Annotated in this window: 21 protein-coding genes; 9 read left to right on the top strand and 12 right to left on the bottom strand. The window is 73.4% G+C overall.

Annotated features, from left to right (window positions below; genetic code table 11):
• Positions 1-7: 7 nt before the first annotated feature.
• Entirely contained in the window at positions 8-724 is a 717-nt protein-coding gene (locus ACNJ93_RS05525) for a TetR/AcrR family transcriptional regulator (RefSeq protein WP_418956196.1), read from the bottom strand.
• Between the two features lie 63 nt (positions 725-787).
• Here ACNJ93_RS05525 and ACNJ93_RS05530 point away from each other — a divergent pair, with 63 nt between their 5' ends.
• The 3 genes from ACNJ93_RS05530 to ACNJ93_RS05540 are packed head-to-tail and all read left to right on the top strand — an operon-like array spanning position 788 to position 3,767.
• Positions 788-1,744 carry an ATP-binding cassette domain-containing protein gene (locus ACNJ93_RS05530; RefSeq protein WP_418956197.1) on the top strand — a complete coding sequence of 319 codons (957 nt, stop codon included), beginning with the start codon at positions 788-790 and terminating at the stop codon, positions 1,742-1,744.
• Positions 1,741-2,517 carry an ABC transporter permease gene (locus ACNJ93_RS05535; protein WP_418956198.1) on the top strand — a complete coding sequence of 259 codons (777 nt, stop codon included), beginning with the start codon at positions 1,741-1,743 and terminating at the stop codon, positions 2,515-2,517. The genes ACNJ93_RS05530 and ACNJ93_RS05535 overlap by 4 nt, the downstream gene beginning before the upstream one ends.
• A gap of 47 nt (positions 2,518-2,564) precedes the next feature.
• Entirely contained in the window at positions 2,565-3,767 is a 1,203-nt protein-coding gene (locus ACNJ93_RS05540; protein ID WP_418956199.1) for a CaiB/BaiF CoA transferase family protein, read from the top strand.
• A 256-nt stretch (positions 3,768-4,023) separates the two neighbouring features.
• Here ACNJ93_RS05540 and ACNJ93_RS05545 read toward each other — a convergent pair whose 3' ends face one another.
• Positions 4,024-4,296 carry a hypothetical protein gene (locus ACNJ93_RS05545; RefSeq protein WP_418956200.1) on the bottom strand — a complete coding sequence of 91 codons (273 nt, stop codon included), beginning with the start codon at positions 4,294-4,296 and terminating at the stop codon, positions 4,024-4,026.
• A 359-nt stretch (positions 4,297-4,655) separates the two neighbouring features.
• On the opposite strand from ACNJ93_RS05545, the gene ACNJ93_RS05550 reads away from it, so the two are divergent.
• On the top strand, positions 4,656-6,296 hold the full coding sequence (locus ACNJ93_RS05550) for a serine/threonine-protein kinase (protein WP_418956201.1): 1,641 nt from the start codon (positions 4,656-4,658) through the stop codon (positions 6,294-6,296).
• Here the strand turns inward: ACNJ93_RS05550 and ACNJ93_RS05555 are convergent.
• Positions 6,280-7,086 (bottom strand): SGNH/GDSL hydrolase family protein, encoded by an 807-nt coding sequence (locus ACNJ93_RS05555; protein ID WP_418956202.1) that lies wholly within the window; start codon positions 7,084-7,086, stop codon positions 6,280-6,282. The genes ACNJ93_RS05550 and ACNJ93_RS05555 overlap by 17 nt on opposite strands.
• A 239-nt stretch (positions 7,087-7,325) precedes the next feature.
• Here ACNJ93_RS05555 and ACNJ93_RS05560 point away from each other — a divergent pair, with 239 nt between their 5' ends.
• A complete protein-coding gene (locus ACNJ93_RS05560) occupies positions 7,326-8,435 on the top strand; it encodes a DUF5925 domain-containing protein (RefSeq protein WP_418956203.1) in 1,110 nt (369 codons plus the stop codon).
• Positions 8,436-8,444: 9 nt separating this feature from the next.
• On the opposite strand, the gene ACNJ93_RS05565 is transcribed toward ACNJ93_RS05560, so the two are convergent.
• Positions 8,445-8,819: a GntR family transcriptional regulator gene (locus ACNJ93_RS05565; protein WP_418956204.1), complete on the bottom strand. Its 375-nt coding sequence runs from the start codon at positions 8,817-8,819 to the stop codon at positions 8,445-8,447.
• An 81-nt stretch (positions 8,820-8,900) separates the two neighbouring features.
• Between ACNJ93_RS05565 and ACNJ93_RS05570 the strand changes: the two genes are divergently transcribed.
• Together ACNJ93_RS05570 and ACNJ93_RS05575 are read left to right on the top strand one after the other, a co-directional pair.
• Positions 8,901-9,821 carry an N-acetyltransferase family protein gene (locus tag ACNJ93_RS05570; RefSeq protein WP_418956205.1) on the top strand — a complete coding sequence of 307 codons (921 nt, stop codon included), beginning with the start codon at positions 8,901-8,903 and terminating at the stop codon, positions 9,819-9,821.
• Complete coding sequence (locus ACNJ93_RS05575) at positions 9,802-10,323, top strand: DUF402 domain-containing protein (protein ID WP_418956206.1); 522 nt, start codon at positions 9,802-9,804, stop codon at positions 10,321-10,323. The genes ACNJ93_RS05570 and ACNJ93_RS05575 overlap by 20 nt, the downstream gene beginning before the upstream one ends.
• Here the strand turns inward: ACNJ93_RS05575 and ACNJ93_RS05580 are convergent.
• The 5 genes from ACNJ93_RS05580 to ACNJ93_RS05600 all read right to left on the bottom strand — a co-directional run bounded on the left by ACNJ93_RS05580 (position 10,320) and on the right by ACNJ93_RS05600 (position 14,316).
• Complete coding sequence (locus ACNJ93_RS05580; protein ID WP_418956207.1) at positions 10,320-10,742, bottom strand: DUF6299 family protein; 423 nt, start codon at positions 10,740-10,742, stop codon at positions 10,320-10,322. The two genes, ACNJ93_RS05575 and ACNJ93_RS05580, sit on opposite strands and share 4 nt — an antisense overlap.
• A gap of 87 nt (positions 10,743-10,829) precedes the next feature.
• Positions 10,830-11,306, bottom strand: coding sequence for a GNAT family N-acetyltransferase (locus tag ACNJ93_RS05585; RefSeq protein WP_418956208.1), 477 nt, complete (start codon positions 11,304-11,306; stop codon positions 10,830-10,832).
• Entirely contained in the window at positions 11,303-12,799 is a 1,497-nt protein-coding gene (locus ACNJ93_RS05590; protein WP_418956209.1) for a tripartite tricarboxylate transporter permease, read from the bottom strand. Before ACNJ93_RS05590 ends, ACNJ93_RS05585 begins: the two co-directional genes overlap by 4 nt.
• A gap of 3 nt (positions 12,800-12,802) precedes the next feature.
• Entirely contained in the window at positions 12,803-13,336 is a 534-nt protein-coding gene (locus ACNJ93_RS05595) for a tripartite tricarboxylate transporter TctB family protein (RefSeq protein ID WP_418956210.1), read from the bottom strand.
• Complete coding sequence (locus tag ACNJ93_RS05600) at positions 13,333-14,316, bottom strand: Bug family tripartite tricarboxylate transporter substrate binding protein (protein WP_418956211.1); 984 nt, start codon at positions 14,314-14,316, stop codon at positions 13,333-13,335. Before ACNJ93_RS05600 ends, ACNJ93_RS05595 begins: the two co-directional genes overlap by 4 nt.
• Before the next feature lie 132 nt (positions 14,317-14,448).
• Between ACNJ93_RS05600 and ACNJ93_RS05605 the strand changes: the two genes are divergently transcribed.
• The gene (locus ACNJ93_RS05605) at positions 14,449-15,114 is read left to right on the top strand and encodes a response regulator (protein ID WP_418956212.1); all 666 of its coding nucleotides are present in this window, start codon (positions 14,449-14,451) and stop codon (positions 15,112-15,114) included.
• Positions 15,115-15,127: 13 nt separating this feature from the next.
• Here the strand turns inward: ACNJ93_RS05605 and ACNJ93_RS05610 are convergent, their stop codons facing one another.
• Both ACNJ93_RS05610 and ACNJ93_RS05615 read right to left on the bottom strand, forming a co-directional pair.
• Positions 15,128-15,763, bottom strand: coding sequence for a hypothetical protein (locus ACNJ93_RS05610; protein WP_418956213.1), 636 nt, complete (start codon positions 15,761-15,763; stop codon positions 15,128-15,130).
• Positions 15,760-18,330, bottom strand: coding sequence for a hypothetical protein (locus ACNJ93_RS05615; RefSeq protein ID WP_418956214.1), 2,571 nt, complete (start codon positions 18,328-18,330; stop codon positions 15,760-15,762). Before ACNJ93_RS05615 ends, ACNJ93_RS05610 begins: the two co-directional genes overlap by 4 nt.
• Before the next feature lie 300 nt (positions 18,331-18,630).
• Here ACNJ93_RS05615 and ACNJ93_RS05620 point away from each other — a divergent pair, with 300 nt between their 5' ends.
• The gene (locus ACNJ93_RS05620; protein WP_418956215.1) at positions 18,631-19,620 is read left to right on the top strand and encodes a lytic polysaccharide monooxygenase auxiliary activity family 9 protein; all 990 of its coding nucleotides are present in this window, start codon (positions 18,631-18,633) and stop codon (positions 19,618-19,620) included.
• Here ACNJ93_RS05620 and ACNJ93_RS05625 read toward each other — a convergent pair.
• A complete protein-coding gene (locus ACNJ93_RS05625) occupies positions 19,617-20,477 on the bottom strand; it encodes an esterase/lipase family protein (protein ID WP_418956216.1) in 861 nt (286 codons plus the stop codon). The genes ACNJ93_RS05620 and ACNJ93_RS05625 overlap by 4 nt on opposite strands.
• Positions 20,478-20,647 lie beyond the last annotated feature (170 nt).

Genomic DNA, 20,647 nt, shown 5'->3' on the forward strand with positions numbered 1-20,647 from the left:
ACGGATCCTACGCCGGGGCGAAGGAGTCGAGGACCCGGCGCAGGGTGCGCTCGAAGACCTCCTCCGGGTCGAGCGGCCGGGCCCCCGACTCGGCGATCACGGCCGCCAGGCGCGGGTAGGCGCCGCCGGCGAGCTGCCCCGCCAGATACGCGCCGCGCACGGCCTGCTCCTGCTCCTCGGACCAGGGCAGTCCGCGGGCGCGTTCGGCGAGGGCGAGGTCGTTGGCGACGAGGGTCATGACGGTGCCGTTCACCGTGGCGAGCAGTTCCATCTTGACGCCGCCGGGCAGGCCGAGGTCCTTCAGGCACTCCAGGCCGTACTCCAGGAACCGCAGCGCGTTCGGGCCGAAGGCGTAGCCCGTGGTCATCAGGCGGATCACCCACGGGTGCCGGCGCATGATCGCCCGGGCCTCGCGGGCCAGGTGCAGCATGTCGGCGCGCCAGTCGCCGCTCGGACCGGCGGAGAGGTCGTACTCGGCGCTGACGGCGTCGACCATCAGCTCGTACAGGTCCTCCTTGCGCGGGACGTAGTTGTAGAGCGACATCGTGCCGCAGCCGATCTCGGCGGCGACCCGCCGCATGGAGACGGCGTCGATGCCGTCGGCGTCGGCGACGCGCACCGCCGCCGCCACGATGTCGGCCCGGCTGTACGCGGGCCGGGGTCCGCGGCCGGCGCGCTCGGGGCGCGCCCAGATCACTTCGGGTTCGGCCGCTCGGCCCGCCATGGCTCATCACCTCGCCCACCATCGTAGTTACGTACACCGTACGTAGTGCGGTATGGTCCCGGCATGACAACTACGTACGCTGTACTTAGTGAGGGTCTGCGGAAGCGCTACGGGGACGTCCATGCCCTGAACGGGCTCGACCTGGCGGTCCCCGAGGGCACCGTCTGCGGGGTCCTCGGCCCCAACGGAGCGGGCAAGACCACGGCGGTCCGGGTGCTCACCACGCTCACCGCCCCGGACGCCGGCAGCGCCCGCGTCGCCGGCCGCGACGTGGTCCGCGAGCCGGCCGAAGTGCGCCGCCGGATCTCCGTCACCGGCCAGTACGCCTCCGTGGACGGCGAGCTGAGCGGCGCGGAGAACCTCCGGCTCTTCGCCCGGCTGCTGCGCGCCCCGCGCTCCCGCGCCGACGAACTCCTGGAGCGCTTCGAACTGACCGGGGCGGCCGACCGCCCCGCCCGGACGTACTCGGGCGGCATGCGCCGGCGGCTCGACCTCGCCGCGAGCCTGCTCGTGCCGCCGCGGGTGCTCTTCCTGGACGAGCCGACCACCGGACTCGACCCGCACAGCCGGAACGGGATCTGGGATGCCGTACGGGGGTTGGCGTCCCAGGGCACGACCGTGCTGCTCACCACCCAGTACCTGGAGGAGGCAGACCGGCTCGCCGACGAGATCGTGCTGATCGACGAGGGCAGGGCCGCGCACCGCGGCACGCCCGCCGAACTCAAGGCGCGGATCGGCAGTTACGCCGAGGTGGTCGTCGCCGACGCGGCGCTCCTGGAGGCCGCCGCCGGGGTGCTCGACCGGCTCACCGGCTCGGCCCCGGCGCTCGACCCCGAGCGCCGCACCGTCGGCGCGGTCAGCCTCGACGGCACGCTGACGCTGCCGCGGATCGTCCGCGAGATCGACGCGGCCGGGGTGCACCTCGTGGACGCCTCGCTGCGCCCGCCGACGCTCGACGAGGTGTTCCTGCGCCTCACCGACCGGGCCCTGCCCGCCGCACGCGAGGAGGCCGCCGCATGAGCGCCCTGGTCCACGACGGCACCGCGGTGCTCGGCCGTCATCTGCAGCGCATCCGCCGCGCCCCCGCGATGACGGTCATGACCCAGACGATGCCGATCGTCTTCCTGCTGTTCTTCGCGTACGTCTTCGGCAGCGCGCTCGCCATGCCCGGGGCCGAGTACCGCGCCTTCCTGGTGCCGGGACTGCTGGTGGCGACGGCGGCGGGCGGGCTGATGACCGGGATGTTCCAGGCCGCGCAGGACTCCCACCGCGGCGTGATGGACCGGTTCCGCACCCTGCCGATGAGCCGGGCCGCCGTCCCGCTCGGACAGGCCCTGGCCGATCTGGTCGCCAGCGCGGCGGGCATGGTCCCGATGATCCTGATCGGGCTGGCGATCGGCTGGCGGATCGAGGGCTCGGCCGCGGAGGCGCTCGCCGCCTTCGGTCTGCTGCTGCTCTTCCGCTTCGCCATGACCTGGGTCGGCATCCTGCTGGGCCTCGCCTCGCGGAGCGAGGAGGCGGCCGGCCAGCTGGGCAGCGCCACGTTCATGCTGCCGCTGCTGTCGAACGCGTACATCCCCACCGACGGCATGCCGGGCTGGCTGCGCACGGTCGCCGAGTGGAACCCGATCTCCGCCGTGACCACGGCCGTCCGGGACCTCTTCGGCAACGCGCCGGTGCCGGCGGACGCGGCCTGGCCGGTGGCGCACCCGGTGGCCGGGGCGCTGCTGTGGTCGCTGGCCCTGCTCGCGGTGTGCGCGCCGGCGGCGGTCCGCCGGTACGCGAAGGTGTGACGGATCCGCGGGTGACAAACGGGGCGCGGGCGCGATAGGCACACGGGATGAGCACCCGCACACAGCCGCTCCCGCTGGACGGGATCACCGTCGTCGCCGTCGAACAGGCCGTCGCCGCGCCCTTCGCCACCCGGCAGCTCGCCGACCTCGGGGCGCGCGTGGTGAAGATCGAACGCCCGGACGGCGGCGACTTCGCCCGCGGGTACGACACCGCGGCGGCCGGTCTCGCCTCGCACTTCGTGTGGTGCAACCGCGGCAAGGAGTCCGTCGCGGTGGACCTGAAGGACCCGCGCGGCCTCGCCCTGGCGCGGCGGCTGATCGCGGACGCGGACGTGTTCGTGCAGAACCTGGCGCAGGGCGCGGCGGCGCGTCTCGGCCTGGACGCGGCCACGCTGTGCGCGGAGCACCCGCGACTGGTCGCGGTGGACGTCTCGGGGTACGGGGCGGAGGGGCCGTACGCGCACAAGCGGGCGTACGACATGCTCGTGCAGTGCGAGGCCGGGCTCGTGTCGGTGACGGGCACGGCCGGGCAGCCCGTGAAGGCGGGCATCCCGGCGGCGGACATCGCGGCCGGGATGTACGCGTTCTCGGGGGTGCTGGCCGCGCTGGTGCGCCGGGGCACGACGGGCCGGGGCGGACCGGTGGAGGTCTCGCTGTTCGACGCGCTGGCGGAGTGGATGGGGCATCCGTTGCACCACGGGATGCACGGAGGCACGGCCCCGGCGCGTACGGGGCTCGCGCATGCGGTCATCGCGCCCTACGACGCCTATCCGACGGCGGACGGCGGCCTGGTGCTGCTCTCGGTGCAGAACGACCGGGAGTGGCGGCGGCTCGCCGAACAGGTCCTGGGGCGGCCGGAGTTGGCCGACGATCCGGGCTTCGCCACCAACACGGCCCGGGTGGCCCGGCGGGCGGACACGGACGCGGCGGTGGCCGCGGCGCTGGCGCCGCTGCCGGCGGCGGAGGCCCTGGCGCGGCTGGAGGCGGCGGGGATCGCCTGCGCCCGGCTGAACACGGTGGCCGACCTGGCGGAGCATCCTCAGCTCGCTGCGCGGGACCGGTGGCGGACGGTGGACTCGGCGGTGGGGCCGCTGCGGGCGATGCTGCCGCCGATCGTGTTCCCGGACGGCCCGGAGCCGGCGATGGGCGCGGTCCCGGCGCTCGGCGCGCACACGGAAGCGGTGCTCGCGGACCTCGGGGTGGGCGAGGAGGAGCTGACGGAGCTGCGGAAGGCGGGCGTGATCGCTTAGGGGCGCCGGGCGGGATCGCCGAGCGGGATCCGCGCGAGCGTGATCGAGCGTGATCGCCAGGAGGTCCCGGGCGGGATCCGCGCGGCGGGAGCGCGCGGGGAATCCCCGCGGACCGGCTCCCTCGGCGGATCCGCGCCGGGCGGCACGAAGCCCGGACGGGTGGGGAACACGTCCGGGCGGGGGTGACGGCGGTCGGCCGAGCGAGCGGGAGGGTGCGCCGGGCAGGCGGGCCCGGCCGACCGGTCGTTGCGTGCGGTTAGTGCCGGCTGCCGAAGAGCGAGCGGCGCAGGCGGCGCAGGGGCGCGAAGAGCGAGACGCGGGCGCTGCGGCTGCGGTGACCGTGCACCGGGGCCGCGACTTCACGCGTCGTCAGTTCGCGCATCAGCAGCGTGGCTTCGGCGGCCTCGCGCTGCGGTATGGCGGGTCCGCCGAGGACCGCGAGGTGGCGGTCGAGGCGCGAACTCGTCGCGCTGCTCCCGCAGGTGATGGCAGGCACGCGCGGCCTGCTGCGCATCGTTATCTGTTCCATGTCTCTCCCCACCCGTACGAGGGCACCCGGCCCGGGCAGGTTAACCCTATCGCCCCACACTGACACCCGGGTATCCCGGCCGCAGGATTCACCGCACTCGAAAGGGGGTTGACGGTCACCGTCCGAATCCATCTGATTCCAGGGCGAGTTGGACAGCGATCGAACACCTGCCGAACCGTCACGAACCATCCTGCACACAAGGGGATCACCGGCGGACATCTGACGGTGTGTGATCTCCACCACCAAGATCATCGCTGTCCGGAGTGCTCCCGCCCTGGGGCAGAAGACCTTCCTGAGCTAGATTGGAAGGGTTTCTGCCGTGTTGCCGCGCGGGCGCGGACCGACGGAGAGGGCCGTCCATGAGCGGAGCGACACCCGAGGACGACCGGTCCGGACGCCTCGTCGCGGGCCGGTACCGGCTCCTGGACGCCCTCGGCCGGGGCGGGATGGGCGTCGTGTGGCGGGCCCGTGACGAGGTCCTGGGCCGTGAGGTCGCCGTGAAGGAGGTGCGTGCGCCCTCCGGACTCCCCGGCGAGGACGTGCGCCGGCTGTACGCGCGACTGGAGCGCGAGGCCTGGGCGGCCGCCCGCATCCCGCACCGCAACGTGGTCACGGTCTACGACGTGGCGACCGAGGACGGCCGCCCCTGGATCGTGATGGAGCTGGTCCGCGGCCTGTCGCTGGCCGAGGTGCTGGAGGCCGAGGGTCCGATGCCGCCCCGGCAGGCCGCCCGGATCGGCGACGAGGTGCTCGCGGCGCTGCGGGCCGCGCACGACGCGGGGGTGCTGCACCGCGACGTGAAACCGGGCAATGTCCTGCTGGCCAACGACGGCCGGGTGGTCCTCACCGACTTCGGCATCGCCCAGGTGGCGGGCAGTTCGAACCTGACCATGACCGGCGAGCTGATCGGCTCCCCCGAATTCCTCGCGCCCGAACGGGCGTTGGGGCGCGAGGCCGGGCCCGAGTCCGACCTGTGGTCGCTCGGCGTGCTGCTGTACGCGGCGGTCGAGGGCGTCACGCCGTTTCGCCAGGACACCCCGCTGACCACCCTGCGCGCGGTCGTGGACGAGGAACTGCCGCCGCCCCGGCGGGCCGGCGCCCTGGCCCCCGTGATCGAGGGACTGCTGCGCAAGGAGCCCGGGGAACGGCTCGCGGCCCGGGAGGCGGCGGAGCGGCTGCACGTGATCGCGGCGGGCGGGGAGCCGCGTACCGAGCCCTTGCCGCCGGGGCCGTACGTGCCGCTGCCGGCGGACGGCGGGGACGGCGGCGGCGCCCGCCCGGGCGGCGGCGGCCCGCTCCCGCCCGAGGGTCCGACCGCCCCCCTCGGCGACGGGCCCGAACGGTCGCGGCGTGCCGGGCTCGTGCTGGCGGCGGGGGTGGCGCTGCTGCTCCTGGCCGTCGGGGCGCTGGTGTACACGCTGCTGCGGCAGAACGGCCCGGGCGAGGAGAGCGGCGGGGGCGGGGCCACCACGGGCGGCGTCACGGCCGCCCCGCCGAGCACCCGGCCGCCGGCCACGCCGACGAGCGACGCGCCCTCGTCCGGGCCCGCCTCCACGCCGGCGCCGACGGTGGACGTGACGGCGGAGGCGGTGCGCGGGAGTTATCGCGGGCGCTGTCCGGCGCCGGAGGGCGAGGCCCCGGCGTTCGCGGCGACGGTCACCGTGGGGCGCGTCCCCGCGACCGTCGAGTACCGCTGGGCGACGGAGAGCGGGGAGAGCTCGGGGCCGGGCTGGCAGACGCTGCGGTTCCCGGCGGACGGCCCGGAGCGGCAGCGGGTGGAGCACACGGAGCGGACGCACCGGGAGGACGGGTCGACGCACCGCGACCGGGTCCGGGTGGAGGTCCGGAGCCCGGCCGCGGCACGGTCGAACTGGGTGGCGTTCTCGGTGATCTGCGAGAAGGAGACCCCGTCGGGAGGCACCCCGAGCGGGTCGCCCACGGGTGCGACCCCGACGGGCGGGACCCCTTACCCGACAGCGTCGGTCACGCCGCGTTCCTGAAGGTGGGCAGGTAGCCGCCGGACTGGCCGGAGGCGGTGGGGTGGTACGACTCGCCGATGTTCAGCCAGTTGACGCTGTGCAGCCAGGCCGAGCCGGAGCAGATCTCGTGTCCGGTGAAGGCCGGGACGACGCTCGCGAAGGTGTAGCCGTGGTCGGCGGCGCGCTTCGCGGTGGCGGCGTTGAGGTGGTCGGCGCCGCCGTTGATGGCGGCCCGCTCGTTCTCGGTGAGGCCGGCGACGCAGCTGCCGCCGAGCTTGTAGAAGCGGGGGTAGCCGAGGACGACGACGCGGGCGTTGGGCGCCTTGGCTCTGATCGCGTTGTACACGGAGTCGAGTTGACCGGGCAGGGTGGTGTCGACGTAGCTCTTGGCTTGATTCACGCGGTTGATGCAGGTGGCCTCGGACTGGAGGACACAGGTGGTCATGACGTCGGCGAAGCCGGCGTCGTTGCCCCCGACCGTGATCGAGACCAGGTCGGTGGCGGCGGACAGGGGGCCGAGCTGGCCGGCCGTGACATCACCCGTACGAGCGCCGGAGCAAGCCGTGAACGCGAACGACGAGGGTGAGTTGGCGTTCTTCCAGAGGACCGGGAACGCCTTGGTGGAGCGTTTGCAGGAACCGCTGGCACTGTCGTAGCTGCCGGCCCCGACGCCGGAGGAGTACGAGTCGCCGAGGGCCACGTAGTCGAGCGCGGCGCTCTCTGCCGCCTGGGCCGCTCCGGAGCCGGTGAGGGCGAGGACGGCGCCGAGGAGCAGCGAAGAGGAAAATGCCGCGAAACGGGTCAGTTTCATGCAACCTCCTTTAGCAGGATCTCTGCCTACTCCGTGGTAGCACCGCGCGTAGATCCCTGGAAGTGTCCATGCCAAGAACAGTTCATTGATGGACCATCACGGAAGCGTGCGTCCATGCGAATTCAGCCATGGCGGGCCGCGCAGGGAACCTCCTCGCGGGACCGTGCCGGCTGACCGGAAATCAACTCGCGCAGAAATCCGGTCAAAATACCGTGCACGGCACGGCCCGTTGCCGGATCATGGACGCCATGCCCGACACCCCAGCGGAACCGCACCGCGTGCTGCCGATCCGGCTCAACGTGGACGACAGCGACTCGCCCTCCGACGTCGTCGACGCGCTCTTCCTCGGCCGCTTCGCCACCGGCGAGCAGCCGCACGCGCACAGCACCTCGCTGGACCGGGTCAAGCCCGGGGCGACGCTGCTGCCCGCCGGCGCGCGGGTGCTGCGCGCCGCCAAGGACGACGACCGCAGCGCCCTGCTCGCCGAGGGCGAGGGCTGGACGCTGCTGGTGTCCCGGTGGAACCGCGGCGCCGACGTCACCGTCACGGCCACCGCCCCGGAGCTCGCCGAACGGATCCTCGCCGAGGCGACGGACGGGGCGAAGGACGAGCCGGAGCCGCAGCCGGAGAACGTGACCATGGGCTTCTGGTACGTCTCGCCCCGGCGCGGCCCGCACCGCACCACCCGGCAGATCACCGCCGGCACCTGGGACGACGTCCGCCCCAACTACACCGCCCCGGTGGCCGAGGCGATGGACCGGCTGATGAAGGTCACGCCCGACGACATCGCCGGCCGGCTGCTGCTGCTCCACGGCCCGCCCGGCACCGGCAAGACCTCCGCGCTGCGCACCCTGGCCCGCTCCTGGCGCGACTGGTGCCAGGTCGACTGCGTCCTCGACCCGGAGCGGCTGTTCAACGACGTCGGCTACCTCATGGACATCGCCATCGGCGAGGACGAGGGCACCGCGAAGGGCCGCTGGCGGCTGCTGCTCCTGGAGGACTGCGACGAGCTGATCCGCGGCGAGGCCAAGCACACCGCGGGCCAGGCACTGTCCCGGCTGCTCAACCTGACGGACGGTCTGCTCGGCCAGGGCCGCAACGTGCTGGTCGGCGTCACCACCAACGAGGACCTGGAGCGGCTGCACCCCGCGGTCGTCCGCCCCGGCCGCTGCCTGGCCCGGATCGAGGTCGGCGCGCTGACCCGCGAGGAGGCGGTCCGCTGGCTCGGCCGCGAGGAGGGCGTCGGCCGCGACGGGGCGACGCTCGCGGAGCTGTACGCCCTGCGCCGCGGCACCCCGACCGCCTCGGTCCCCGAGTCCCGCACCCCGGACGCGGGCCTGTACCTGTAGCGGGCGGGCTCAGCCCTCGTACGCGGCCCGCAGCGCCTCCTCCGCGGCCGCCAGGGCCTCGTCGCGGCTCGCGCCGTGGCGGTGCGCCTCACGGGCGAAGACCGCCGCGGCCGCGGCCAGCCGACGGGCCGCGGCGTCGCCGGCGGCGGCCACGAAGGTGCCGTGCCGACCGCGGGTCTCGATCACGCCGTCCGCCTCCAGCGCCTTGTACGCCTTGGCCACCGTGTTGGCGGCGAGGCCCAGTTGCTCCGCCAGACCGCGGACGGTCGGGAGCTTGTGGCCGACCGGGAGCACCCCCGAGCGGGCCTGCTCCGCGATGCCGGCGCGCAGTTGTTCGTACGGGGCGGTCGTCGAGTCCGTGTCCACGGAGATCTTCAAGGTCACGCACGGATTGTCGCAGGCGGGGCCGCGGCCGGGCGGAAATGGGGAGGCGGTCGCGGTGCGGCCGCGCGTAGCGTGCGCCCCATGACTGTGATCGTCCGTGACGTGCGCCCGGAGGACGCGGAGGGCTACGCCCGTGTCCGGCGTGCCGCGCTCCCCTTCATGCTCGCCAACGCCGAGCAGACGGCCTTCGACTGGGCCCACGCCCATCCCGACGCCCACGCCCGCCCGCTCGTCGCCGAGGCCGACGGCCGGATCATCGGGACGGCGCAGGTCGCGCTGGCCCACGAGAGCCCCCGGCCGGGGCTCGGCTCCGTCAACGTGTACGTGGACCCGGAGCACGTCGGGCGCGGTGCGGGGGCGCTGCTGCTGCGCGCCGCCGAGGAGCACCTCGCGGAGCGCGGGGCGACCGAGGTGTACTCCTGGGTGCTCGACGCCCCGGCGCACCGGGCCTTCGCCGAGCGGCACGGGTACGAGGCGCGGCGCTCCGCCCACTTCCTCCGGCTCGACCTGGCGGGCGCGCCGCTGCCGCCGCTCCAGGAGCCGCCCGCCGGGGTCGAACTGCGCCCGGCCGCCGCCTTCGCTGCCGACCCGCGGCCGCTGTTCGAGCTGGACGCGGTGACGACGGCCGACGAGCCGGGCGACGTGGGCGCGGAGCTCACGGACTACGCGCACTGGCTGGCCACCACCTGGCGGCACCCGCTGTTCAGCGCCGAGCTGACCACGGTCGCCGTCGTCGACGGGGTTCCGGCCGCGTTCAGCGCCGCGCAGGTCGACGGCACCGGCCGGTACGCCACCGGCATGACCGGCACCGCGCCCGCGTACCGCGGCCGGGGCCTGGCGAAGCTCGCCAAGAACGACTCCCTGCACCGGGCCCGCGCGGCCGGCTGCACGGAGGCGTTCACCGGCAACGACTCCGGCAACGGGCCGATGCTGGCCATCAACAAGTGGTTCGGGTACGAGATCTGCGCGACGGAGGTCCGGCATGTCCGCACGTTCGGCTGAGGTCGAGGTGGAGCTGGTCAAGGCGGGGCGGACCAAGATCCGGTACCCCGCGGATGTCGTCGCCGACGACGGCGTCCGGCTCACCGTGCGCGCGCCCTGGGCGGGCGAGGGGGTCCGGGACTTCGGCTTCGTGCGGTTCGAGCCGGGCGACGTGTTCACCGAGCACTACTGGCGCGACCGGTGGTACGCGGTGAAGGAGGTCCGGTCCGGCGACGGCACGCTCAAGGGCTGGTACTGCGATGTCACCCGGCCGGCCGTGGTCGACGGCGGGCGGGTCGTGGTCGAGGACCTCGACCTGGACCTGTGGGTGTCCGCGGACGGGAGCGAGGTGCTCCGCCTGGACGAGGACGAGTTCGCGGCGAGCGGTCTGGCCGCCGCCGATCCGGAGGCGGCCGAGTGCGCCGTCGTCGCGCTGGACGAGCTGGAGGCCCTGGGCCGGGACGGTCTGCTCGCCCTGCTGGGTCCGGGCCTGTCCGGCGGACGTGGGCCGGACACCCCCTAGCCCAGCGTCACGTCCGCGTTCTCGACGGCCCGGAACTGCGGCAGCGGCACGCCCAGGGCCTTCGGGGTCAGCTGCATCAGCGTGGCCTGCACCTTCGCCGCGCCCGGCCGGTACACGGGGTCGTGCACGACGGAGGAGTTGGTCCAGGCGTGCACCCGGCCGTCGCAGACGGCGCGGGTGCCGCCGATGCCCTGGGAGCGCTGGCCCTGGATCAGGGTGCTGCTGACGAAGACCGGGCCGTCGCCGTCGTCGAGGCAGCGGTAGGTGCCGGTGAGCGTCACGGTGCCGTCGGCGGCCAGCGCTCCGGCCGGGTGGACGGTCACGCCGTCGGCGACCGCGGCCGGGAGGGCGTGGGCGGTCGTCGCGCCCGCGAGCAGCAGCGCCGCGGCGACGGTGCCGAGGAGGTGACGTACGCGCATCTGGGGTGTCCCTTCGGGATGAGGGGTGCCGGGGCGGCACCGCTGCCCGCCAGGGATACCGGACCGGCCGCCCGTTCTGTCCGCACCTCACCCCATCGGTGGCGCGTTGAGCACCTTCCGGTAGTGGATCCGGTCGTACGGCCCCTCCATGCGGCGCTCCACGACCTCGTAGCCGTAGCGGTCGTAGAGCTTCTGGTTCTCCCACATCAGCGCGTTGGTGAGCAGCCGGATCTCGGGGGTGCCGAGCTCGCGGGCGTACCGCTCCACCCAGGTGAGCAGGACCCGGCCGAGGCCGGTGCCGCGGACACCGGGGTGGACGGCGACGGTGTCCAGGTACAGGTGGTCCTCCTCGGGGACGACCACGACGAGCCCGGTCACGGGCTCTCCGCAGACGAACACCCGGCCCGCGGCCACGTTCGCCGCGTGGTCCTCCTCCATCGGGGCCGGCACGAGGCCGATCCGTTCGATGTAGGGGTGGAAGGCCGCGTCGATCACGGCCTTCACGGCGGGGACGTCGGCGGCCGTCGCGGGCCGGGGTGCGTCGTGCGTCTGGTGATCGTTCATCCCGCCACGGTACGACGGGAGTTGACGAGTCGGCGGACGAGGGGCCAGGCCAGCAGGAGCGCGATCACCGCGTAGACGGTGACGGCGAACGGGGTGTTCACCAGGCCGGTGAGCGAGCCGTCGCTGATCTGCAGGGCGCGGCGCAGCTGGTTCTCCGCGGCCGGGCCGAGGATGACGCCGATGACGGCGGGGAGCACGGGCAGCCCGTACCGGCGCATGCCGAAGCCGATCAGACCGATGATCAGCAGCACGACCAGGTCGAAGGCCTCGCCGCCGACCGCGTACGCGCCGACCGCGGCGAAGAACAGGATGCCGGCGTACAGGTACGGACGCGGGATGCGCAGCAGCTTCGCCCAGACCGGCGCGAGCGGCAGGTTGAGGGCGAGGAGCAGCACCATGCCGACGAACAGCGAGGCGATCAGGCCCCAGACCAGCTCGGGTTCGCGCTCGAAGAGCAGCGGTCCGGGCTGGATGCCGTACTGCTGGAAGGCGGCGAGCATCACGGCGGCGACGGCGGTCGTGGGCAGGCCGAGGGTGAGCATGGACACGAGCGTGCCGGCCGCGGAGGCGGAGGCGGCGGACTCGGGTCCGGCGACGCCCTCGATGGCGCCCTTGCCGAACTGGTCCTTGTGCTTCGACAGCCGCTTCTCGGTGACGTACGACAGGAAGGTGGGGATCTCCGCGCCGCCGGCCGGGATCGCGCCGAACGGGAAGCCGATGACCGGTCCGCGCAGCCAGGACTTCCAGGTGCGCTTCACGTCGTCCCGGCCGAGCCAGGGGCGGCCGACGGGGATGGCCTCGCCGGCGGTGCGGCGCAGGTGGGAGGCGACCCACAGGGCCTCGCCGATGGCGAAGAGTCCGACCGCGACGATGACGACGTCGATGCCGTCGGCGAGCTGGAGCGAGCCGAAGGTGAGCCGCTGCTGGCCGGTCATCTGGTCGAGGCCGACCAGGCCGAGGGTGAGGCCGATGAGCAGGGAGGCGAGGCCGCGGATCCGGGAGGAGCCGAGGACGGAGGTCACGGCGATGAAGGCGAGCACCATCAGGGCCAGGTAGTCGGGCGCGCCGATGTCGACGGCGAGCTTCGCGACCAGGGGCGCGAGGGCGACCAGCAGCATCGTGCCGATCATGCCGCCGGCGAAGTGGCCGACGGCGGCCGCCGCGAGGGCCTGGGCGCCGCGGCCCGCCTTGGCCATCGGGTTGCCCTCGATGGCGGCGACCACGGCGGCGCTCTCGCCGGGGGTGTTGAGCAGGATGGACGTGGTGGAGCCGCCGAACATGGCGCCGTAGTAGATGCCGGCGAACATGATGAAGGCGCCGGTCGGTTCGAGCCCGTACGTGACGGGCAGCAGCAGCGCGACGGCCATGGCGGGGCCGATGCCGGGCAGGACGCCGATGGCGGTGCCGAGGAGCACGCCGAGGGCGGCCCAGAGCAGGTTGACGGGGGTGAGCGCGGTGCCGAAGCCGTCGATCAGGGAGGTGAGGGAATCCATGGGTCAGAGCACTCCCATCAGCGGGCCGCCGGGCAGCGGGACTCCGAGCAGGTTGTTGAAGACGACGTAGGTGACGAGGGCGAGGGCCGCCGCGATCAGCGGGTCGCGCCGGGGATGCCGGCTGCCGAGGGCGTAGGCGGCGCCCCAGAAGAGCAGCGCGCCGGAGACGGGGAAGCCGAGGGGGCCGACGAGCACGGCGAAGCCGAGGAAGACGCCGACGAGGAGCAGGACGGTGCGGTGGTCGCCGGGCTCGGACAGGTCGACGTCCTCGCCGGCCTCGGACTCGCCTCGGCCGCCGCGGAGCACGTCGACGGCGAGCAGCACGGCGACGAGCAGGAGCCCGGCGCCGACGACGAGGGGCACGGTCCTCGGTCCGACGGGCCCGCGCTGGGTGAGCTCGACGGACAGGGTGAGGGCGTCGGTGAGGACGAGCGCGCCGAGCAGGAGCAGGATCAGGCTCACGCCGAGCTCGGAGTGCTCGCGCAGCCAGGAGCCGCGTGCGGGGGTGCCGGTGGCGGGGTCGGTCGTGGTGGTCACAGTCCCAGCTCCTTCAGTACCGACCCGACGCGGGCGTCCTGCTCGTCGAGGAACTTCCCGAAGGCGTCGCCGGGCAGGAAGGCGTCGTTCCACCCGTTCTTCTTCAGCGACTCCTTCCACTCGGGCGAGTCGTGCAGGGCGGTCGCCAGGCCGACGAGCTTGTCGCGTTCGGCGTCGGTGAGGCCGGGCGGGGCGACGATGCCGCGCCAGTTGATGAACTCGGTGTCGAGACCGGCCTCGCGCAAGGTGGGGGCGTCGAGGCCCGGTACGCGCTCGGCGCCGGTGACGGCGAGCAGCCGGAGCTGCCCGGACTTGATCTGGTCGAGGTACTCGCCGACGCCGGAGACGCCGAAGGCGACCTTGTTGCCGAGGATGGAGGCGAGGAGTTCGCCGCCGCCGTCGAAGGGCACGTAGTTGACCGACTTCGGGGCGATGCCGGCGGCCTGGGCCATGAGCATCGGGGCGAGGTGGTCGGGGCCGCCGGGCGAGGAGCCGCCGCCGACGGGCAGCTTGCCGGGGTCCTTCTTCCATGCGGCGAGCAGGTCCTGGATGGTCCGGTACGGGGAGTTCCTGCTCACCACGACGATGTCCTGCTCCATGGTGAGCCGGGCGATCGGGGTGGTGTCGGCGAGGGTCCGCGGGGTCTTGTTGGTGTGCACGGCGCCGACGACGCCGAGGCCCATGGACATGGCGAGCCGGCCGTTGCCGTGCTCGCCGACGAGCCGGGTCAGGCCGACGGTGCCGCCGGCGCCGGGCAGGTTGAAGACCTCGATGTCGCCGGTCAGGCCGGCTTCCTCGGCGTTCTTGGCCGCGGTGCGGGCGGTGATGTCGTAGCCGCCGCCGGGGGTGTTGGGGACCATGAAGCGCAGGCCGGGTATCCGGGTGCCGGTCTCGGCGCCGCTGCCGGGGGTGAGCAGCGGCGGTCCCACCAGCACCAGCAGCGCGGCCCCGAGCAGGGCGAGGGGGGTGCGCAGACGCACGTGAGCCGCCTCTCTTTCGGGTGTGTACGGGTGTGTGAAGTGGCCCACATGTTGCCCGCGCGTTAAGAAGCTGTCTCTCTTCCGCAACCAACGGACGTTGTGGTCCTTGTGGTCGCGACCTAGCGTGTCCGCGTGACGAAGGTGCTGGTGGTGGACGACGACTTCATGGTCGCGAAGCTGCACGCCCGGTTTGTCTCGGCCGTGGCGGGTTTCTCCGTGGTCGGGGTCGCGCACAACGGCGCGGAGGCGCTGCGGGCGGCGCGGGAACTGCACCCGGACCTGGTCCTGCTCGACATCTTCCTGCCGGACATGGACGGGATCGCCGTCCTGCGCGAGCTGCGGGCGGCGGGGCTGGGCGTGGACGCCCTGTTCATCACGGCCGCGCGGGACGCGGGCACGGTCCGCTCGGCGCTGCGGGCGGGCGCCCTGCACTACCTGATCAAGCCGTTCAACCAGGCCGCGCTGCGGGAGCAGCTGCTGCACGTGGCCTCGCTGCGGGCCCGCCTCGACGGCCTGGAGGAGGCCCGCCAGGAGGACGTGGACCAGATCTTCGGCACCCGTCCGCCCGGCTCGCGCGACCTGCCCAAGGGCCTCGCCGCGCACACCGCGGAGCTGGTGGAGGGCATCCTGCGCGCCCACCCCGAGGGCCTCTCTGCCACGGAGTGCGCCGAAGCCGGCTCCCTCTCCCGCGTGAGCGCCCGCCGCTACCTGGAGTACTTCGCGGAAACGGGCCGCGCGGAGGTCACCCTCAAGTACGGCGGCACGGGGCGACCGGAGCGGCGGTACCGGACGCGCTAGCGGCCGGGGCCTGTCACGAGCCTTCTCGGGCCGCCCGTTCGAGGCCGCCCTCGATGATGCTCCTGACCTCGCCGGGCAGACCCTCGACCGCGGCGAGACGCGCGAGGGCGGCGAGGCTCTCGGGCATCCGCCAGGTCTGGTGCAGCGCCCAGGCCGCCTGTTCCGCGGCCATGCGGTGCGGGACGTACTGCTCGGCGAGGTCCTGGAGCCACGGGGTGAGGGCGGCCTCGTCGTCGACGTAGAGGCCGCACCAGTGGAGCGTCGCCTCGGCGATCCACGACGTGATCAGGCGGATCGAGCGCGCGGCGAAGTCCGTCGTGTCGCGGCCCTGCCGCGCCCACTCCGCCTCCGCCTCGGCCATGCGGCCCACCGTGACGTCCCGGGCCCGCGGCATGTGCTCCAGCAGCAGATCCCGCAGGACCACCCACTCCGGCCAGTCCGCCTCGTCCAGGTCCTTGAGCCGAACCTCCTCGGGGGGCAGCGGCTCGGCCAGCGGCTCCGGCGGCAGACACGCTTCGAGCACGGCCCGCGCGTACGCCAGGTTCTCCTCGCTCTCCTCCGTGTCGATGGGCCAGGCCTTTCCGTCCCACCACGAGTACGGGTACGCGCGCAGCGCCTCCGGCAGGAGGGGGGTGTCGGCGGCGGTCACTTGACTCCCAGGTAGTCCATCGCGCTCTTCGGGTCGTTCATCTTGCCCGAGTCGAGGGCCGCGCGCTTCTCCGCGTCGGACTTGGAGTTCCACGCGGTGTCCATGGCCTTGATCTGCTGCGGGGTGAAGTCCTGGCCGGCGATCCGGACGTTGAGGCCGTTGTCCCCGAAGGTCTGGGCGGGCGTGCCCGGAGGGGCGGTGCCGTCCTTGGCCTTGCCGTAGCCGTCGAAGATCTTGTGCCAGTCCTTCTGCTGCTCGATCTCGTACCGGGCCACCCGCGGCGGGGATGCTCCGTCCTCCTTGGCCCAGTCCGCGAGCCGCTTCGCCTGCGCGGGGATGGTCGCCTTGGTCGCCGCGTTGGCGGTGTTCTTCACCTCGACGACGTGGATGTTGCCGTCCTTGCCCTTGTAGAGGACGTCGACGTCGTCGACCCCGCTCACGTCGACCTGCGTACCGTCGCCCATGTCCACGGACTGACGGCCCTTCTTGTCGCCCACCGCGCCGTACACCTTCGTGCCGTCGGCCGCCTCGGAGGCCGACCGCTGGGCGGCCCGGACCTCGGCCATCGCCTCCGCGAGCTGGTGCCGGTTGCCGGCCTTGAGGACGGTGGAGGCGAGCGCGCCGCGGGTCTGGTTGTCGATGTTCGTGTTCTTGAGCATCGTGTCGAGCTCGTTCAGCGCGGCGGAGAGCTCCTCCTTGCTGTACTCGCCCTTGCTGAGGTCAGGCTCGTCCTTCGCCTTCCTGACGAGGTTGTCGACGCCCTTCTCGTTGAGCTGGATGCGGTCCTGCTTGGGCGTCTTCTGCTTGTCGCGGGCGTCGAGGATCGTCTGCTTGACCTTGTCCGCCGCGCCGTCCAGCTCCGCCCCGTCCGCGATGTCGTCGGCCTTGTCGGCCTCGCTGCGGGCCTCGCGGGCGTTGTCGGCCTCCGCGCCCGTGCAGGGCGGCTCGCCCTCCGCGGCGAAGGCGACCGGGATCGCCGAACGGGCGGCGGCGATGACGCCGGTGCCGTTGCCGGGGACGCCGCCGACGGGGTGCGGGGTGCCGCCGCCGTACGGGACGCGGAGCAGGGCGCCGAGCGCGATCTTGCACTCGCCGGCCTCCTCGACCTTCTTCTCCGCGTCGTCGGCGATCCGGTCCGCCTCGTCCGCCGCGTCCCGCGCGCCCTTGGCGTCGCCGGAGTCCGCGGCCTTCTTGGCCCGGCCGGTCGCGTCCTTGGCCTTGCCGGCGGCCTCGGAGATCGCGTCGGCGACCTTGCCGAGCCGGCCCAGCTTGCCGAGCTTGCCGGCGAACTTGGCGCCGTTGTACCCGGGGATGAACAGCGAGCCGACGTTCCAGACGACGTTGGTGCCCGCCTGGACCTTCTCGCCGCGGTTCCAGCTGTCCTTCACGTCCTGGCCGATGAACATGTCGTCCAGGACCTTCACACCGACGTCGACGCCGCTGCCGCCCCAGTCGGTGAGGGCGTCCAGGTAGTCGCCGTCGTCCCACTTCTTGCCGGCGTCCTTGGTGCCCTCGGACCACACGTCGCCGAGCAGGCTGCCGTAGTCGGCGAGACCGGTGAGGCTGTCGATGGGGTTGGTGACGGTGTCCCACATGCCGGTGACATCGCCCCAGATGCCGTCGACGAAGAGGCCCTCCACCACCTGGCCGCCGTAGTCCCAGGTGCAGCCCCAGAAGCCGGAGCAGTCCTCCTTCTTGTCGTCTCCGCCGCCGTCGCCGGCGTTGTCGTCCTCGCCGCCCGGCTTGACGTCGCCGATCGGCTCGTACGGGTCGGTGGGGTCGCCGGCGTCGTCGTCCTCGGAGGCGCCCGGCAGGGTGGCGCCGGGGCCGTCCTGGGTGGTGCCGTCCGGGTCCGTGGTGCCGGAGCCGCCGTCCGCGCCGCCGTCCGCGCCGCCGTCGGCACCGCCGGTGCCGCCGCTCGCGCCGCCGTCGGCGCCGTCGCCCGTGCCGCCGTCCGCGCCGTCGCCCGCCTGGGTCGTCGGGTCGCCGCCGCCGTCCGCGGGGCAGGACTGGCCGACCAGGGAGCAGACGGCCTCCTTGAACTCGCCGGCCATCCGGCCGCCGACGTTCGTCATCAGCAGCGCCGCGATGATCGCGACGACCAGGATGATCATGCCGGTGTACTCGAGCGCCGACTGCCCGCGGTCCCGCTTCCAGGTGATCATGTGGGCCACCGAGAACGGCGGCTCGTCGCTCCGCTCGGAGGGGTCCGAGTCGAACCATTCCCGGGTGTCCTGCGCGCACAGGAACGCCAGGATCACGACGGGCAGCAGGAGCTGGGTGAAGCCCTGGACCGAACCGTCGCGCAGGTTGGTCAACCCGCCCAGGATCAGCCAGATCTGAATGGCGATCAGACCCCAGCGGGTCTTGTTGCCGCCCGTCCACGCGCGCCGCGCCAGCAGCCAGCCGGCCACGCCGGGCGCGGCGCCGTACAGCAGCATGCCGAGCACGACGCCGTCGAGCGCGCCGGCCTGCACGGCGGACAGCATCAGGCCGAGCCCGCCGAGAACCGTCATCCCGAACAGGAAGAACACGAGCCAGCGCGCGACGACCAGTGGCGTCGGCATGGAGCGTCGTGATGCGGATCCGCCTGCTCCGGCGAGTCCGGCGGCGTTGACGTAGAAAGACATGGTCGACTCCCCCTCAGACGGCCGAGACTAGTTCATTCGATCGAACGACATGTACGCGGGCCGGAGTTGACGCCGCTGCCCGACGCGCCTCACGCCCGTACCTCAGGGCGCGCTTACCGCCGCCTTAACGCGGCCCTAAAGATCCGTCCGCCCCCGCCGCGGTGGCCGGATCCGGTGTTTCGTGGGGCCGGGGCCACCGAGTCCCGCCACCCTCGATCCGCCAAGGAGTTCGCCGTCATGACCGTTCGCCGCAAGGCCGCCGCCGGAACCGCCGCCCTCGGACTCGCCTCGCTCGCCCTCGCCGGACCGGCCGCCCTGCCGGCCGCCGCGCACGGGTCTATGACCGATCCCGTCAGCCGGGTGTCGGCCTGTTACGCGGAGGGGCCCGAGAGCCCGGACTCGGCGGCCTGCAGGGCGGCCGTGGCGGCGAGCGGGACGCAGGCGTTCTACGACTGGAACGAGGTCAACATCGGCGACGCCGCCGGGCGCCACCGCGAGCTGATCCCGGACGGCAAGCTGTGCAGCGCGGGCCGGGACAAGTACCGCGGGCTCGATCTGCCGCGCGCCGACTGGCCGGCGAGCCCGCTCGCCGCGGGGGCGCACACCTTCCGGTACAAGGCGACCGCCCCGCACCGCGGTTCGTTCGCGCTGTACCTCACCAAGCCGGGGTACGACCCGACGAAGCCGCTGAAGTGGTCGGACCTGGAGGCGAAGCCGTTCGCCACGGTCACGAACCCGCGCCTGGGGAACGGGGCGTACGTGTTCCGCGGGACCGTCCCGGAGCGGTCCGGGCGGCACCTGATCTACTCCGTCTGGCAGCGGTCCGACTCCCCCGAGGCGTTCTACACCTGCTCCGACGTCGTCTTCGGGAAGGACGCGGGGACCGGCGGCGGCGCGCCCGCCCCCGCCCCGAGCGCCCCCACCGACCGGCAGATCGAGGAGGGCGCCGGGAAGTCCACCGTCGACCACGGCGGACACGGCGGCGACGGGGAACACGGCGGTGACGACGGGCACGAGGCCGCCGCCACCCCCGCGCCGAACGCGCCGGAGGCGTCCGCACCGAGCACGCCGAACGCGCCGGCCCCCGCCTCCGCATCCGGCGCGGACGAGGAGCTCGCGGAGACCGGCGGCGCCTCGGCGACCCCGTACCTCGCGGCCGGCGGCGCCGCCGTGCTCGCCCTCGGCGCCGGCGTGCTGTTCGCCGCGGGGCGCCGGTCCGCGGACTAGCCGAGCACCGACGCGCAGGTGGTCGGCGTCGCGTGGGCCGGGTCGAGGGCGTTGGCCACCTCGTGGAAGGCGATCCGGTCCACCGTGCCGATGGCCACGTGCTCGGACAGGTCGAGGGCGCACCTGTCCTGGAGCAGCACGTTGGTGACGTGCTCGCCGGTCAGGAACTGGGAGCGGTACGGGGTGACCACCTGGTCGTAGCGCGTGGCGATCACGGTGTACGTCACGCCGGGGACGGTGTCGCCGCCCTCGTTGAGCTTCGTGAGGAAGGCCGAGCCGGCGATCTGGTCGGCGAGCCCCGGCGTGTGCGTGCCGACGAGGTCCTCGGCCCCGGGGAAGTACGGCAGGAGACGGGTCAGGCCGAGCAGGTCGGTGCCGTGGTTGTCGGGGGCGAGCCCGACCAGCGCGTTCACCTTCTCGGCCCCGCCGAGGAACTTCAGGTAGTGACGGGGCATCATGCCGCCCTGCGAGTGGCCGACGAGGTCGACCTCCCGGGCGCCGGTGGCGTCGAGGACCCGGTCCACGTACGCGTCGAGCTGTTCGGCGGACTTGGCGATCGGGCCGAGGCCGTGGAAGAAGGGCACGCCGGGCAGCTGCCCGTAGTCGAGGGAGAAGACGCAGTACCCGCGGTGGACGAGGTACGGCGCGAGGCCGAGCCAGTTGTCGACGGAGTTCCCGAAGGTGCCGTGGACCAGCACGACCGGGCGGGGGTGGGCGGCGGAGGGCTTGCAGGAGTAGTCGTTCCAGCCCCGGCTGGGGGCGGTGTCGGCCTGGGCGGCGGCGGTGGGGGCGAGGGTCGCGGCGACCGTGAGGAGCAGGACGGTCAGTGCTCTGAGGAGGTGTTTCCAGGGCAGCATCGATCGATCTCCTTGCGGCTCAAGGGAAATCAGGAACGAACGACGGCAGGAGCCCTGCGGCCCGGACCACAAGTGGGGATGCTCTGCTCATGCCAAGCTACGCACGGGTAGCGTGCGGGGGAAGCCACGCGGCGGCAGGAGTTCGACGTGTCGTCAACAAGACCCCTCCG

This window comes from Streptomyces tritici, from assembly GCF_048500665.1.
GTDB classification, from domain to species: domain Bacteria; phylum Actinomycetota; class Actinomycetes; order Streptomycetales; family Streptomycetaceae; genus Streptomyces; species Streptomyces tritici.